Source organism: Laspinema sp. D2d (assembly GCF_025370755.1).
In the GTDB taxonomy this organism is placed as follows: Bacteria; Cyanobacteriota; Cyanobacteriia; order Cyanobacteriales; family Laspinemataceae; genus Laspinema.
This window is the reverse complement of the sequence record NZ_JAMXFC010000015.1, coordinates 95,928-111,884: the sequence shown is the minus strand read 5'-3', so window position 1 is coordinate 111,884 and position 15,957 is coordinate 95,928. Positions and strand designations below refer to the sequence as shown.

General features: G+C 48.7%; 15 protein-coding genes. 10 read left to right on the top strand and 5 right to left on the bottom strand.

Annotated features, from left to right (window positions below; translation table 11 throughout):
* Nucleotides 1–260: 260 nt before the first annotated feature.
* From NG796_RS12485 to NG796_RS12470, 4 genes are all read left to right on the top strand, one after another.
* Nucleotides 261–641: a response regulator gene (locus NG796_RS12485; protein WP_261207126.1), complete on the top strand. Its 381-nt coding sequence runs from the start codon at nt 261–263 to the stop codon at nt 639–641.
* A gap of 135 nt (nt 642–776) precedes the next feature.
* Entirely contained in the window at nt 777–1,028 is a 252-nt protein-coding gene (locus tag NG796_RS12480; protein WP_261207124.1) for a DUF1816 domain-containing protein, read from the top strand.
* 999 nt (nt 1,029–2,027) lie between these two features.
* Nucleotides 2,028–2,255, top strand: coding sequence for a hypothetical protein (locus tag NG796_RS12475; RefSeq protein WP_261207122.1), 228 nt, complete (start codon nt 2,028–2,030; stop codon nt 2,253–2,255).
* Between the two features lie 114 nt (nt 2,256–2,369).
* Nucleotides 2,370–2,591, top strand: a complete 222-nt coding sequence (locus NG796_RS12470; protein ID WP_261207120.1) for a hypothetical protein — start codon at nt 2,370–2,372, stop codon at nt 2,589–2,591.
* Between the two features lie 188 nt (nt 2,592–2,779).
* Here the strand turns inward: NG796_RS12470 and NG796_RS12465 are convergent, their stop codons facing one another.
* Nucleotides 2,780–3,607, bottom strand: coding sequence for an SDR family oxidoreductase (locus tag NG796_RS12465; protein ID WP_261207119.1), 828 nt, complete (start codon nt 3,605–3,607; stop codon nt 2,780–2,782).
* Nucleotides 3,608–3,830: 223 nt separating this feature from the next.
* Between NG796_RS12465 and trxA the strand changes: the two genes are divergently transcribed.
* Nucleotides 3,831–4,148 (top strand): thioredoxin, encoded by a 318-nt coding sequence (trxA, locus tag NG796_RS12460; RefSeq protein ID WP_261207117.1) that lies wholly within the window; start codon nt 3,831–3,833, stop codon nt 4,146–4,148.
* Between the two features lie 143 nt (nt 4,149–4,291).
* Nucleotides 4,292–4,885 carry a hypothetical protein gene (locus tag NG796_RS12455; RefSeq protein WP_261207115.1) on the top strand — a complete coding sequence of 198 codons (594 nt, stop codon included), beginning with the start codon at nt 4,292–4,294 and terminating at the stop codon, nt 4,883–4,885.
* Here NG796_RS12455 and prmA read toward each other — a convergent pair.
* Both prmA and serA read right to left on the bottom strand, forming a co-directional pair.
* The gene (gene prmA, locus NG796_RS12450; protein WP_261207113.1) at nt 4,882–5,769 is read right to left on the bottom strand and encodes a 50S ribosomal protein L11 methyltransferase; all 888 of its coding nucleotides are present in this window, start codon (nt 5,767–5,769) and stop codon (nt 4,882–4,884) included. The genes NG796_RS12455 and prmA overlap by 4 nt on opposite strands.
* A gap of 253 nt (nt 5,770–6,022) precedes the next feature.
* Nucleotides 6,023–7,606, bottom strand: a complete 1,584-nt coding sequence (serA, locus tag NG796_RS12445) for a phosphoglycerate dehydrogenase (RefSeq protein ID WP_261207111.1) — start codon at nt 7,604–7,606, stop codon at nt 6,023–6,025.
* Between the two features lie 628 nt (nt 7,607–8,234).
* Here serA and NG796_RS12440 point away from each other — a divergent pair.
* A complete protein-coding gene (locus NG796_RS12440; RefSeq protein WP_261207109.1) occupies nt 8,235–8,741 on the top strand; it encodes a hypothetical protein in 507 nt (168 codons plus the stop codon).
* 145 nt (nt 8,742–8,886) lie between these two features.
* Here the strand turns inward: NG796_RS12440 and NG796_RS12435 are convergent, their stop codons facing one another.
* Entirely contained in the window at nt 8,887–9,477 is a 591-nt protein-coding gene (locus NG796_RS12435) for a YkgJ family cysteine cluster protein (RefSeq protein ID WP_261207107.1), read from the bottom strand.
* A 284-nt stretch (nt 9,478–9,761) separates the two neighbouring features.
* Between NG796_RS12435 and NG796_RS12430 the strand changes: the two genes are divergently transcribed.
* The 3 genes from NG796_RS12430 to NG796_RS12420 all read left to right on the top strand — a co-directional run bounded on the left by NG796_RS12430 (nt 9,762) and on the right by NG796_RS12420 (nt 14,600).
* On the top strand, nt 9,762–10,541 hold the full coding sequence (locus NG796_RS12430) for a photosystem II S4 domain protein (RefSeq protein ID WP_261207105.1): 780 nt from the start codon (nt 9,762–9,764) through the stop codon (nt 10,539–10,541).
* A 482-nt stretch (nt 10,542–11,023) separates the two neighbouring features.
* A complete protein-coding gene (locus NG796_RS12425) occupies nt 11,024–12,937 on the top strand; it encodes an adenylate/guanylate cyclase domain-containing protein (RefSeq protein ID WP_317619301.1) in 1,914 nt (637 codons plus the stop codon).
* Nucleotides 12,938–13,739: 802 nt separating this feature from the next.
* Nucleotides 13,740–14,600, top strand: a complete 861-nt coding sequence (locus NG796_RS12420; protein ID WP_261207102.1) for a DUF928 domain-containing protein — start codon at nt 13,740–13,742, stop codon at nt 14,598–14,600.
* Between the two features lie 98 nt (nt 14,601–14,698).
* Here the strand turns inward: NG796_RS12420 and NG796_RS12415 are convergent, their stop codons facing one another.
* Nucleotides 14,699–15,814: a tetratricopeptide repeat protein gene (locus NG796_RS12415; RefSeq protein WP_261207100.1), complete on the bottom strand. Its 1,116-nt coding sequence runs from the start codon at nt 15,812–15,814 to the stop codon at nt 14,699–14,701.
* Nucleotides 15,815–15,957: the final 143 nt, after the last annotated feature.

Here is a 15,957-nt window from a genome sequence, read left to right as displayed (position 1 = left end):
AATAAAGAAGCTGTTTCCAGCATTCAAGCAAACAAGCGATCGCCAATGCCGGGATTCCAACAGGAATTCTAGGAGAAGGATAGATCATCTTTTGCTGTGGTCCTGGCACAATCGGGTACATTTTCCCTTAAATCTTCGGGCGATCGGATCAATCCTGACATGGTGTCCGCGCATTGTCCCGGGTTTCTCCCCTGTGTAATTTTTAATTTCTCGCCCCGCTTCGTCCGAGTCAGGGCATCCATTTTTTTCAGGAGGTCTGCGTGAGTTTTAAACGTATTTTAGTGATTGATGATGAAGATGATATCCGGGAAGTGGCTCAACTCAGCCTGGAAATGGTTGGAGGATGGGAAGTGCTCACCGCCAGTTCAGGGAATGAGGGACTCCTGGTGGCTGAAGCCAAACAGCCGGATGCAATTCTCCTGGATGTGATGATGCCGGATATGGATGGCCCTGCTACGTTTAAAAAGCTCCAGGCTAATCCCTCCACCCAACAAATTCCGGTAATTCTGCTCACCGCAAAAGTGCTTTATGCCGATCAACGCCGCTTTTCAGAACTGGGTGTCAACTCGGTGATTGCCAAGCCCTTTGAACCCATGAATCTAGCCGCTCAAGTAGCCTCGGCCCTCGGTTGGGAACCCTAATCTCCCCGCTCTTTCATTGATTCACAACTTCTTTATGATTATTTTTTAAAATGTGTCCCGATTAGCGGTTCGCAAACTCTTTTTTGCGTACAATCACCCTCATAAGTATAGATTCATATATCGCGGAGCGCCTTGATGAAAATAGCAGAAACGATTGAACAAGCTTTCACTTCTTATTTGGAAAAGCTGGGAATCGCTTGGTGGATTGAAATCGTTACCGCAGAACCAACTTGTACTTACTACTTTGGACCCTTTATGAGTGCCAAAGAAGCGGAGTGCTATAAAGGGGGCTACCTTGAGGATCTCGAAAGTGAAGGTGCTCAAGGGTTTGCTGTTTATATTCACCGCTGTCAACCGACTGAACTTACGATCGCAAATGACCTGTGATTTGATTCATTTACAGTTTTAATGACCTTCGAGTCGGACAGTGTTTACTCCCGACTCCAGCGGACCAATCAGGGAAGGGGGAATTTTTTTCCCCCTTCCTTTTATGCGGTACTCATTCATTCTTTCCTCTGTTCCTCTCTCCCTTGAACCATCACTCATCCCTACTATCGTCAGGGGTTTTCTAATCTAATTAGCCCCCAGTTTAACGCCCAAATTTTCCTAAACCCTGCACAAATGAGGAGGTATTTATCCCTGGAGAACCTCGGGACTGCGGTAGCGATTGCTCCGATCCCTCTATAGTCCAGGATGGGGAAAGTCTTTCTTTGCACGCCTCCCTCCATCACTCCGGCGATCGGATTGTCTCTCCCCCAGGAGTTCCACCATTGCCCCGAGAATCTCTTTGTAGCCCTCCTCTTTTTCCCCTTTATCCCATTCCCCTCATTCATGGGGATAAAAGACCTCCCCGGCCTTTTTCCATACAGCAGAAGAAGAGGGAATCCCCAGATTAACCTGAGTGCAAAAGCAAGCGCACCTTTAGCAACCCCAGGACTCCGAGTCCAGTGATCCCCGAAGCAATGTTTGACCCCCACTTCAACCCTTCCTCAATTTTTTCCCCTTGATTCTAGGGCGGTTAAATCCTCCTTTAGATAGATTAAAAAAAGCCGGTATTTATCAATATTTAGACATCCCAATCGGGGACACTGGATGAGTATAAAAGACAGGGTGGGGATCCCGAATACAAACCGTTACCCTTCATTCTTAGCTGCTCCTCTGCGATCCCTCTTGGATAGCTCCACCATTTCTCTGATTTCTAGCGGCCAAAAAAGGGAAAAAAGACCTGAACTCTCGCGGAAAATGGTTTGCTCAAAAAAAAAATAAAAAAATCTCTATTTTTCCCGTTCTCTTCACGCTATCTTCACATTCTTGCTTTAACTTCAATCATAGAGCTTAATTCAGCTCGAACTGTACTAACGATTAAGTACCCAGGAGTCCCTAGCCATGCCCTCCGCCTACCTTGCCCTCTTAACCATCTCTTTTGGATCAGTCTGGATTTACTTACGAGCTTCTAGTGATGTTCCGTTTGTACTAGCAGCTTTAACAGCGGTGGTTTGCTTTATTTGGGGGTTTGCGTTGGCACCTTGGCTAGTTCAGTTATTGATTATCGGACTCGTCCTTAGTTTAGATAAATTTTACTTCTCTAAAGCAGGCCGTCTGGGTGGAAATTAACCCGACGCAGCCCCCGAATTTCTTCCGTAAAATCACGTACATTTCCAGCACTGCACATTTCTCTTTACAAGTTTCTACTGACTTTTCTTCTATTCTCAAACAGGTTTAAAAATCATGAACAATTGCCCTTGCTGCTCTAGTGCTTTACTCCGCCACGCTCGTCATAGTGGTGTTTATTGGTTCTGTCCCCATTGCTGGCAAGAAATGCCGGATCTAGCGGCAATGGTGGTACAACCTCGTCAGCGAGTACAGCAGCTAGAACGTTTAATCGATCTTTCCACGATTTCCTCCCGGACCTCCCGCACATCCTCCGTGGAAGCTCGTAGCATTGCTTAAGCCAGCAGATAGACTATAATGATTTACCTGGGTTAGAAAAAATTTATGTCCTTGAGAGACACGCCGTTTTAGATATTGCGAGCGTGTCTCATGCTTTCTGTATAGATTCTAAGGGGTTGGGAACAGAAACCGGATGGTTGTCCGATGTATGGAATCCCGTACCCACTCCCTAATCTGTGGCGATCGCCTTACAGGAGGGTTTCGGGATACTGGATTTGAAACCCTGCATTTTTGAGTTTCTGATTTGAGACCCGGGCATTATAAGAGCGATCGGAGGGAACCGAGGGGTCCCAGGAAATGGGAGCCAAATTGTGGATCTCGCAGAGGCGATCCATTAGTTGGTGCATAGGCAACGGCAGATCATTCACCAGATTGTAAATTCCGGCGCAACGGTGAAGACAGACAAAGGCGATCGCTTCTACAATGTCCTCGCGATGAACCCAATTACTCCAGTAATCCCCACTCCCCGGACGAGTCGTACCCGCAAAGCGAGTAAAAAATTTCACCAGTTGGCGATCGGGTCCGTAAATTCCCACCAACCGCAGAATACAGACATTCAGGCGATCGCTTTGTGCGGTTAATAAAACCTCCTCTGTCTGCGCTAACACCCTCCCATTCGCATTCCCCGGTATCAGGGGGGTAGTTTCGTCCACCCATGCCCCCTGGTGGTCCCCATATACCGAAGCACTACTGGTATAAATGACCTGTTGGACTCGGGGGGATTGCTGCAACACCGGCACTAGGGTCTTCGCCGTCTCCAGATAGGTTTCTTGATAATCCCCTCCCCGGGAAGGGGCCATGCTTAACAGGATGACATCTTGGTTTTGGACCATTGATGCTAGGGCCTCTGAGTCATTTCCCTTAAGCACTACCACCTGTTGCGCCACCTGTTGCAGTTCGGGAATGCGATCGCTCCGCGTTGTTGTAGCGGTTATACTATGTCCAAACTCCCGCCATCGACGTGCCACCGCCGTACCCACATAACCACAGCCAATAATTCCAATATTTAATCCCATCGTTATGCATCCTCAATCTTGCCTCAATATTCTCCCTAATTTTGCGATTCTTTAACGGGTTCCCATCAACTCTTTAATCGTTGATTCCCAGTATAAATACTTCATCCCTTGTGGGGTTACCCGATTGCAATCCAGCGGGTTTTTATCCCCCCCCACCGGATATTCATGCTCTAGCTATCATAGAGATATTGTAATTCTCGGTTCAAAAGAGCCGTTTAAGTCTATGACCGTTAAAAAACAGTTTGCCAGTTTTGAAGAAATGCTCACGGGTTCTGAATTACCTGTGCTGGTGGATTTTTATGCCGCTTGGTGCGGTCCCTGTCAAATGATGGGTCCCGTATTGGAAGAAGTGAATACTCGCTTAAAAAATCGGATTCAGGTTGTTAAAATTGATACGGAGAAATACCAGGATTTGGCAACAGAGCATCGTATTTATGCCTTGCCGACTTTAGTTCTATTTAAAAATGGAAAACCTGTCCAGCGATTTGAGGGATTTCTCAGTGCAGAACACCTGATTCCCAAACTGGAATCCCTGCTGTGAGGGAATGGAGATCCCTGGAAGTTTGGGCGACTCTTCCTGGGTTGAACTTCCGGTTTGTAACCCTGATTGAGGGAGGGGGTAGTAAATTGAGGCCGTGATGGGATATCTTAACGGGGAGTAACGATTTACTGAAGCCGTACCTGATGAATACATCCAGTCATGCGATCGTCAATCTCGCTGTGTTCAGTCAGTTTTCCCGACCCGAAGCGAATCTGGCGATCGCCCTGGGTGCAATTCTGCCGGACCTCCCCATCTTTTTGTTTTATGGTTGGGCTAAATTCATCAAAAAACTGCCCGAACGTCAAATTTGGAATGAGGGGTATTGGCAACCGGGGTTGCAAAATTGGGTAGCATTATTTCATTCGATTCCTGTCGCCATTTTTGCAGCAATTTTGGCTAATTATGGCGGTTGGGAAACTGGAAAATATATCTTTATGAGTATGGTGATTCATTCATTAGGAGATTTGCCGGTGCATCATGATGACGCCCATCGGCACTTTTTTCCCTTGAGTGATTATCGCCTGATTAGTCCGATTTCTTATTGGGATCCGCAGCATTATGGCAGAATTGTTGCGGGGTTAGAAGTGCTGGCGGTATGGATCGCAACGGCGGTGAGTTTTCCCGGGGTTGCTTCGGGAATCGGGAAAGGACTGCTGGTGACGATCGCCGGATTCTCTGCGATCGCCTATTTCTATAGGTACGCTCGTCCCCTAGTCCAGAATTACCGGAAAGATTAGTTACGGCGAATGGTGAAACAACACCAATCTTTGCGTCGCCAAAGGGTTGCCACCACCCACCCATATTGTTCCAGAGTATCTGCTACAGGTTTGGCTTGGTCTAATAAAACTCCACTAATAATGCCCCAAGTGCTGGGTTTAGAAATGGCATCCATTTGGGGAATTAAATCAATAATGACTTCAGCGAGGATATTACACACAATCCCATCAACGGGTTCCTCACTGAGTTGTTTAATCATCTCAATACTGCCCAATTGAGTCTGTAAAAGCGACTCATCAATCTGATTTAATTCTCGATTGCGTAGAGTCGATTTCACCGCTAGAGGGTCCGTATCCACCGCATAAACCTGCTTGGCCCCGAGTAAAATTGCTCCAATGGATAAAATCCCCGAACCACAGCCAATATCTGCGATTGTGGCGTGAGTTTCTTCATATCCCAGGCGCATTTCCAGGGCTTCGAGACAGAGTTGGGTCGTGGGATGAGCGCCCGTCCCGAAAGCCACACCGGGATCTAATTGTAAGACTAGGCGATCGGTTTCAGGAATGGGCAGCCATGCAGGGTTAACGACAAAGCGATCGCCAATTTCTTCCGGATGCCAGTGTTGCTTCCAACTACTGGACCAATCCTCCTCCTCAATTAGATTCCACTGAACTGCGGGAATCGGCAAATTGACGCAGAGGGCATCTTGACGAAAGAGCAGAGACAGGGCTGCCAAATCCAATAAATGCGCCCGTTCCTGGGGGAGATAGGCTGAAATCAAACAGGAATGGCCTTTCATTTCACTGGCAGTACCGCGACAGCCAAAAGTTTCCACCCGTAAGAAGACCAAATCTTCTAACGCGGGATCGCAGAGCACTTGTATTTCCCACCAGTTGTTAGCCATAGCCCGTGAGTTCAGAGTCCTGATTTGCAGTTGCTGTCTTGTCCTTGGATCAGAGCAGATGGGCGGGCGATCGCACCGGGTCAGAGTCAAACGCTTTCAGACATCAATGGTTCTTGGGTTCTATCCCTCACCAAATCACCGTTCCATGTCACGGATTGGGATTCAAAAGACACCTTTGATCCGCTCTGCGATCGAGCCGACCCTGACACCGGGGACCTACAACCCGTCTTCTGCCTTCAGGAAACTTTTCCTCCTATAACATTACCGTATAGGCATCCCGAATACCTGGAACCTTCATAATTTCTGCTAAAATCCCTTCCGGAAGGGGGTCATCCAGGCTCAATACCATCACCGCATCCCCGCGCACGATTTTGCGACCCACCTGCATACTGGCAATATTGACATTAAAACTGCCCAACAGAGAGCCAATTTTGCCAATAATTCCCGGCATATCCCGGTGGCGAGTAAACAGCATATGGTGAGTTGGGGGGACATTAATGGGAAACTCATCGATATCCGTAATCCGAATTTCCCCATCTCCCAACAGCGCACCTGTCACCGAGTGGTCCCCAAGGGCACCCTTGGCTTCTAGGTGCAGAGAACCCGTATAGTCACGAATGGAAGCATCCCGAGTTTCAATAATGCGAATGCCTCGTTCTTTCGCTTCAATGCTGGCATTCACATAGTTGACCCGTTCCCGTAGCGCTTGGGAGAGTAAGCCTTTGAGGGCTGCCACCACAATCGGTTGACTGTTATTATCCGCCAATTCCCCTTGGAGACGAACATTCAGCAACTCGACGCGACCCCCAGCCAACTGACCCACCAAATTCCCCAGGTTTTCTGCCAGTTGCAAGTAAGGGCGGAGTTTTTCCAAAGCATCGGGGTACAAACCGGGGATATTCACCGCCGATCGCGCCGGTAACCCGAGAAGAACGTCTCTAATTTGTTCGGCAACATCGATTGCCACATTGATTTGAGCTTCTGCCGTAGAGGCCCCCAAGTGGGGCGTCAGAATCGCTTCTTTCCCTAGACTGCGCAAAGGAGAATCCGCTTCTAAGGGTTCATTGTCATAAACATCCAGGGCGGCCCCCCCAATTCGTCCCGCTTTCAATGCCTCAGCTAAAGCCGCCTCATCAATAATGCCTCCTCTGGCGCAGTTGATAATCCGCACCGTGGGTTTCATCTTGGCGAGGGCTTCAGCATTAATCAGATTAGCCGTTTCTGGGGTTTTCGGAATATGTAGGGTGATGTAGTCCGATTCCCGAAACAGTAAATCCATATCGACTAACCGGCATCCGAGATGATCCGCCCGTTCAATGGAAATAAAGGGATCATAAGCGAGTAACTTCATCCCCATCGCTTTCGCCGCTGCCGCCACATGGGAGCCAATTTTCCCTAATCCCACAATGCCGAGGGTCTTTTTGTAGACCTCTGCACCAACATAGCTTTTGCGGTCCCATTTGCCATTTTTAACCGACTGGTTGGCATCAGGAATGTAGCGAGAAAGGGAAAGCATCATTGCCAGGGCGTGTTCCGCCGCAGCGATCGTGTTTCCTTCCGGGGAGTTCACCACGACGATCCCTTTACGGGTAGCGGAGGGAACATCAACATTATCCACACCGACTCCGGCACGACCAATAATTTTAAGTTGGTTACCGGCTTCGATAATTTCTGGGGTGACGCGGGTCCCCGAACGAATCATCAGCGCGTCGTATTCGGGGATAATCTGAACTAATTCTTCGTTGGATAGCCCTGTTTTGACGTCAACTTGGGCAACTTGGGAGAGGATATCCAGTCCAGCTTGGTCTATGGGATCGGAGACAAGAACCTTGGGCATGGTCAGCGTTTAGGTGGCAACAAACAACAGCAGTCTCCTCTTACCGGGGAGTTTCCGGGGGCAACAGGTCTCGTCGGGTCCGAGGGAGGTGGCGATTCTCGTTCCGAGACGCTTTGCGATCGCAGTGCAATCTCTCTCTCCTCGGTCTACCGGCCAGACTTGTTGCAGTAGGTCATTTTAACTGGAAAGGGTCTGCTATAGCTCAATGACTTAAAATTTTTAAGGTTTCGGTAAGTGGAATTTTGGTTTTCCGGATCCGGACCCCAACCGCTTTGCTTCCTCAGCCCTCCGTGAACTCAGCCCCTGTGGTTTCCCCTCCCCGGCCTTTTGCCCATCGGGATTAGGCCCTGAATTGTTAACAAGAAGCGACTCGACTACCCTTCTAATATCCGAGGTTGGCTGAGGTTTCTCTTCTGAATTCGGCTACTTTTATTTTAAAACTCTCCAAGCTGAATTTATTTAACTTCCCTGAAAAACATCGCCCTAAATCTTAGAAAACTGAGGCGGGTTTTTTCATTAGTGGTATCCTAACTACAGAGAACTGAGACTGGGTTCCGAAGCATTCAGGCGATCGGGAAACCCCTCAACTCGTTCTTAGGCCCGTATATTAACCTCATAGATTTGCTCCATGAACTATCTCGTTGCTGTTGTATCAGACCGAATTCAAGCAGAAACCGCTTACTCTGTCCTCGAAGCAGAAGGCTTTCCCCTCAACCAAGTTTCTATTTTGGGTAGGGGTTATAAAAGTGCTGATGAATATGGCTTAATCGACCCCAACGAACAAGCAATTAAACAAAGTAAATTGATGGCAACTTGGCTCATTCCCTTTGGGTTTGTAGCGGGAATCATTTTTAGTGTCATTTCCGGTTTACAAACCTTTAGTTGGGCCGGTGAAATTGGTAATCATGTCGTCGGCGGCCTCTGCGGTGCCGTTGCCGGGGCAATGGGGAGCTTTTTTGTCGGAGGCGGTGCCGGAGTTGCCTTCGGCAGTGGCGATGCCTTACCCTATCGCAATCGCCTCAATCGCGGCAAATACTTGATTGTGGTGAATGGTTCCCCCCGGGCAATCAATCAAGCCAGTCTAATTTTAAGAAAGCTCGATTTGGAAGGCTTAAAAAGTTACTTAGAAGAGTAAAAGTAGTGATGATTCTGGGGGATTTGCCAATCTGAAAACGACTGAAATCGTTATGACAAACGGGAAGCTAAAAATTGAGTGGTTTCTTCAGGTTTGATATTACGAATTCAGTCATTTTTGAGCAACTTAGGGACACTCCCTTGTTTTAGGCTACACAGTCACCATTCTGTTCTCCAAGGGTCAAATGAGCCAGGAGTCCAACCCGTTGTAACGCTTGTTTTAAGGCATGATTAATGGGAAACCGATCGCTGCCGAGAGAAGGATCAATATTTGCCACGGCGTCGGCAATTTCTCCGAAGTTGGGTGCACTCATCCCGGAGGCGATCGCCATTTTTGCCCCTTCTACTTGGTCCGGAATCGTCTGCTTTTGCCGAATACAGGCAGCTAATTCCGGATTCCCCAGCTTATTCTTCACCGTCGCAAAGGCGAACAATCGGCAGAGGGTGGGTCGCCAGGGATACACACTACAGCGCCCATTCCCTGGAACCACCGGATCTGAGCGATAACAGAGACAAGATGCAGGCGAATTTAGGCTAGAAAGGCGTTCTAAATACCCTGCTGCTTCTCCAGTTCGCCATAACTCTAGGGCCAGGGGCATCATTTCTAGGACCGTTGCCTCTACTTCCGGATTTTCACAGCATTTGCCGCATCCCGGGGGACAGTTCAATCCCGTTGCTGCTTGAAATGCTGCCGTTTCCGTATCAATGCGATCGTATAGCGCCACGATCTGGGCCATGACTTCACTATTCATACCGTTTAAAAATACTAATCCCAGTTAAGGGGAAAAAAAAGAGCCATCTCTAATATTTAGCTTAGGTGGGACAAGATTGGGACAACTGGAGGGAGAATTTTTTTCCACCCCACGGGTTCAAAGTTGAGGTGCATGACCCCAAGTGGAGGAGAGGACTATCGGAAACCCCTCACCCCGGATGCCCGATCGCAATAGTGGCCCCTTTCCTGTCAACCTTCCAGTTCAAAGGATAAAATAAACCCTAGTGTTAAGAAAGAATTACTGCCAGAATGCTGCCAAGGGAAGAACTATTAAAAGGGGTTGAAAATCGCGAGCAAATGGCTCGTATCCTCGATCTGGCCGATCGCGCAATCAAAACCTGGGAAGTGGCGGTTACGGATTTTCTTTCGCCGATCGAACTGATGGAAACCCAGAAGGCGTTTAATCGCCTGACGGAGGTTCATTTGGTCGCCTTTGGGGGATATCCCCAGGCGGAACGACAACGGGTGGCGATCGCCCGCATAGATTTACCTTTAGATGCTACCAGCGTCCCCTTAGCGGCGTTAGAAATTGCCGGTAACTTTTTGTTTGATTCAGCTAGTCACCGGGACTTTTTAGGCTCTATCTTGGGTACTGGCATCGTCCGCGAAAAAGTCGGAGATATTATTGTACTGGGGGAACGCGGTGCACAGGCGATTGTCTCCCCAGATTTGGTGGAATTTTTCGAGATGAGTTTAACTCAGGTGCGATCGGTCCCGGTGAAAACCCAGCGCATTGAGTTGGCGGAATTGAAAATTCGAGAACCCAAAAAGAAAGAGTTAACCACCGTAGAAGCATCCATGCGCTTAGATGCGATCGCCTCCGCTGGATTTGGGATGTCTCGCAGCAAAATGGCCGATTTAATTAATAGTGGGGATGTCCGCGTTAACTGGAAAGACATCTCTCAAACCAGTTACCAAGTTAAACCCAACGATTTAATCGCCATTCGGGGGAAAGGACGCCTAGAAGTGGGAGAAGTTCAAGTCACGAAAAAAGAACGCTATCGGATTCAGCTCACCCGATATTTGTAGGCAAGGGACAATAGGGGAGTTGACTGTCGGGTAATTAATAACGAAACAGTCTCCTCTCCCTCCTCGTGGATCCCCTAAAAGTATCACTCCCTTTCTTGCGGTTGATCACGCCTTAACAAGTTTGATAATTTAGAGATGCAAGGAATTTTCCGGTACCTTCTCTTTAATCTATTCCCTATTATTTAAGCTCTGATTCCTTTTGAGTTTTGTTGAAGTGAAAAATATTTATATTTATATCGGGCAAATGCAGGGTAAAGTATTTCAGAACTTCTTCCACAACACCTAAAACCTTGACGATCGCTCCTTGAATAAAATTGAAGGGTCTGACCCCTCACTCCGGGTTAAAATCATGTCATACTGTCAAAAAAACAGGGGTATCCTGGGTTGAGCATTCGGGAATGAGCGGTGTTATGGTACGCCAAAATCAAGAGTTTTTTGATAAAACCCACGAATCTAAAAGATTAAATCACAGTAGGAGATCTGTGTTTGCTAAGTTCTTGCGCCAGATTCAAAAAAAACTGCCCGATTTGACGGGGGTAGCGGTGGTGGGGATGGCGACCCTTTGTACCTCCGGTGTTGTCCTGGGAGTCCGTCAACTCGGCGCGTTCCAACATGGGGAACTGATGGTTTTTGATCGGCTGATGCAGTGGCGTTCCGATGAACCCCCAGACCCTCGGATTGCGATCGTAGAGATTTCTGAAGAAGACATCCAGGCCGAGAAATGGCCCCTATCCGATCGCATCCTGGCCCAGGTATTGGAGAATTTGCAACGATATGAACCCGTGGCGATCGGCCTGGACCTATATCGGGATCTCCCCCAACCCCCGGGACATCCCGAACTGCTAAAAGAATTAGAAGCCCCAAATATCATTGCCATTAGAAACGCTTCCCCCGGGGTCAACCCACCCCCGACTGTCCCAGCAGACCGCATCGGCTTTAATGACTTGGTAATGGATCCCGATGGACCGATTCGCCGCAATTTAATCAGCTTCGTATCCAATGGGAACACTAACTTTTCTTTTTCCCTGAAACTGGCGATGCTGTATTTAGGAGACCAGGGGTTGTTTCCTCAACCCAGTGAAACCCAACCCGGTCACATCGTCTGGGGAAAAGCGGTATTAGCGCCTTTGCAGCCTAACTCCGGGGGTTATACCCATCTGGATGCTCAAGGCTTCCAGATTCTACTCAATTATCGATCTCGAAAGGAGGTAGCCCCGTCCATTCCCTTATCTGAGGTCCTAGCCGATCGCCTGGAACCCGAATGGATCCGGGATAAAATTATTGTCATCGGGACCACCGCTGCGAGCATCAAAGATGTGCACTATACCCCCTATAGTTCACGACAGGACAATCCCTTGATGCCCGGGGTGTTGATTCATACCCAAATGCTCAGTCAGTTGTTGAGCTCCGTCTTAGACGGGCGGCCTTTGTTTTGGGTATGGCCGGAGTGGGCCGAAGTCCTCTGGGTGATGAGCTGGATCACCGTGGGAGGGACCATCGCTTGGCTGATTCGGCATCCGTTAATTTTACCCTTGGTCGGAGGCGTGAGCGCCGCGAGTTTATGTGTTGTCAGTGGGATCTTGTTTACTCAAGCGGGTTGGGTCCCCGTAGTAACCCCTCTGGTTGGGTTGGCGATCGCCCTCGCTGGGGTGGTGGCATTTCGTGCCTACCAATCTGGACAGCAACAGCAGATCGTCATGAAACTCTTAGGACAAAATGCCGCCCCAGAAATTGCCGATGCACTCTGGGAAAACCGCGATCGCCTGCTCAAAGATGGTAAACTTCCCGGCCAAAAACTGACTGCTACGATGTTATTTACCGACCTCAAGGACTTCAGCACAATCTCAGAACAAATGCCCCCCGAAGCCCTCCTAGAGTGGTTAAACGAATATTTAGATGTTCTGAGCCAAGTGATCCAAGAACATCAAGGCATTATTAATAAGTTTACCGGGGATGGGATTATGGCAGCGTTTGGGGTTCCCCTGCCTCGTCATTCGAGTGCAGATATCGCGCGGGATGCCCGCAATGCCGTCGCCTCGGGTCTGGCAATGGGCGATCGCCTCCAAGAACTCAACCGCAACTGGCAAAAACGCGGCCTCCCCGTGATTCAGATGCGGGTCGGAATTTTTACCGGGGCTGTGGTTGCCGGTAGTCTAGGGGGAAAGGAACGTCAGGAATACGGCATTATCGGCGATAGCGTTAACATTGCCTCTCGCTTAGAAAGCTGTGAGAAAGACCGACAAGCCAGTATTTGTCGCGTCCTAATCGCCTACGAAACCCTCATTCATATTCAAGATGAGTATAATGTGGAACACTGGGGACCCCTGGCCCTCAAAGGCAAGCAGCAAACCGTTGATGTCTATCGGGTAGTTAATCGTCGTACCCCCACTTCCTAGAGGCGTCAGTAAACGAGGGGAAAGAGAAACCGGGATTCTGGACAAAATTTTGGCCTCCCCCTCACGTTTTCTGAGGCAGAAACCCGGTTTTTGCTCCTTTGGCTCTTCAAATCAACCGTCCAGACCTATCCCTCCTAATCCAATCAACTCAATTCCGGGAGATTGGACAATTTCCATCCTTAATGTTGTATCGGTGAGGAACATTTTTCCAAATCATCCGTCTTTGTTTTGCAGACTTTTTAATAGTTTCAAACCAATGCTCCTATTTTAGAATCCCATTAGGAGAGTCCCCTTCCATAGGGTCGGGACTTAGGAATTGAGTTGAACATCTTCCCTATCTTCCCTATCTCCCCTATCTCCCCTATCCTCCCTATCTCCCCCATCCCCCCTATCCTCCCTATCTCCCCCATCCCCCTTTCATAGGGTCTGGACTTAGAAATTGAGTTGAACCCGGTTGACTCTGGATGAGGCAGACAATACCTGCACTCGTGAAGGGAAGTCTGAAGGGAACCGACTCAACCAGGACAAAACTGTGAAATGATGAGAAGGATAGGGGAGGTTGAACCCAAGAATTGGGACAAACTGAGTTGTTGCGATCGCCCCTGAGAATCCGGACTGAATAGAAAGAGTAATTTTTTGATGTCTTGATTGCCCAAAAGATGTTTATAGAAAGCTCTTTTGAAGGATTGTGAAGGCAGAGCTTATGACAGAAGTCACAGTCTGATTACGAAGAACTACTACAATTAATTTAGTCATTCACTCAATCCAATTAATCGATCTGTACCTGAAGGGAGACCCGAATATGATAAATACAAAATATTGGACTCCATCAATACTGGCTAGTATTGCAGTAACCCTGCAATTTTTAACAGGGGGAACCCTACCCATGTCTGCCGCCGAATTTGTCCCCCCAGATAATGTAGGTGCACCGCGAGGACGGGTTGGCGGAGGGACCCGAGGGGGAAGTCCTTTTGACATCGTAGATCCAGGCGCTCCCGGACGACGGATTGGGGGGGGTAGTCGTGGCTGCAGCGTCACCGGCGATGGTCCGACGGATCATGCCTTAACCGCTTTAGTCCCGGAAACAACAATGGGATTAACCGTAGAAGCCTATCCTACATTCTTTTGGTATTTGCCACCGACTTCCGCCACGGGTGTAGAATTCGTGCTGATGGATGAAAAGGGTGAAAAAGTCATTTATGAAACGACATTTCGCACCAAAGGTGAAGCCGGAATTGTTAGCTTGAACCTGCCGGAAAATGCGAGTTTACCCCCCTTAGAAATTAATGACAGCTATCGCTGGTACTTTTCAATTATTTGTAACCCAGAAGATCGGGCTGCTGATGTTTATGTGCAAGGCTGGGTGCGCCGAATCGAAGCCAGCGCCAGTTTAACGGAACAGTTAGCCGCTACCACCTCGGACCTAGAACGGGCGCAAGTTTATGCGCGCAATGGCATTTGGCATGAGGCGATCGCGATGCTGGCTAAACTGCGCCGGAGTAATCCCAATAATGCCGATATCAGAAGTGAGTGGCAAGAACTCATCACTTCCATTAATCTCCAAAATGTAGCGGAGGTCCCCCTCGTTCAAGAGATCACCGTAGAAGTCCCGGAGGATCAACAAAGCCGATCCACCGAACCCCAGTCTGAAACCAATCCATGAAAGCGGTAATTCTCAAGGGGGACTCTTGAAGGATGAAGGATGAATTTTTTACACCTCCCCCATCTTTCCCCGCTTCCCCCTTTCGGGAGTGCTGATAATTAACGCTCAAGCTCGCTTAGAAGTGCCTCGACTTTTTTCAATTTTTCATTTTCACCCTGCTGCTTATAAAGCTCCTGGGCTTTTTGCAATTGCTCGATCGCCTCTGAAATGCGATTACGTCCTCTTAAAGCCAGGGCCAAATTATAATAAGCATCCCCATTATCGGGAGCCAGTTCCGTTAATCGACGGTAGCCGACGATCGCCTGTAAATAGTCTTCTTGCTGGAGATGAATGGCAGCGATCGCAGCATGGGGCTCTATTAAATCCGGCGCTAAACTCGCTGCTCTTTGATACGTGACAAGAGCTTCAATCAACTGACCCTGATCCTGGAGCAGTTTGCCGATCGCCAACTGAAGTTGGGCATTTCGCGGTTCAAGTTGGGCTGCTTGTTTAAACGTTTCCAACGCTTCCTTAGTCTTGCCTTCAGTCAGAAACGCCACCCCTAAAATCATTTGAATACTGCCTTGTTGGGGGGCCAACGCTGCCGCTTGTTGGAGTGCGGTGACAGCCTCCTCAATCCGTCCCTGCTGCAATAACGCGGCCCCTATTGACTCGTAGGCTTGCCAGTATCTTGTATCGCGACTGGTCACCTGTTGAAAAGCCAGTAATGCTCCGTCATAGTCTTCTTGGCGCAACAAAACCACCCCTAACCCGATTTGAGCATTCAGGTTCTCCGGATCCAGTTGGGCCGATCGTCGGTAGGCCACCGATGCCGCCTCATTATTACCCAAATTTGCCAAGGCATAACCGAGGGCATATTGGAAATCTGCATTGTCCGGTTCCAGAGAAGTCGCCTGCTGAAAGGCATTGACGGCGGCTTCAAAATTTTGCTGCGTAGCTTGCAAAAAACCGATACCCGAAAAAATCCGGGCGTTTTGACCATCTAAGTTGGCAGCTTGTAAATAAACTTGGATAGCGTTGGCATAATCCCCCGCATCCACAAATTCTCGCCCTTGTCGTAACAGTTCATTAACCTCGCGGTTCAGATTCTCATTATTTTGGGCCGCCTGTGCTAACAATAGAGGTTCGGTTGCCCCTAGGGTAACCGATGGGGTGATCATGCTGATTCCTCCTAACAACAGGAGACTCACGAATACAGGGTTCAGTTTTTGCACGGCCTAACTTCTCTTGGTTTACGATAATTGCTAGAGATTACAAGAAGGCTTCTCTGTTACCGGGAACAGAGAAATCTATCGGAACCCCCTTGCCACCCCTGGGGGAACAGACTCGTTCCCTTTTTCCAGAGCGATTGGAGGAG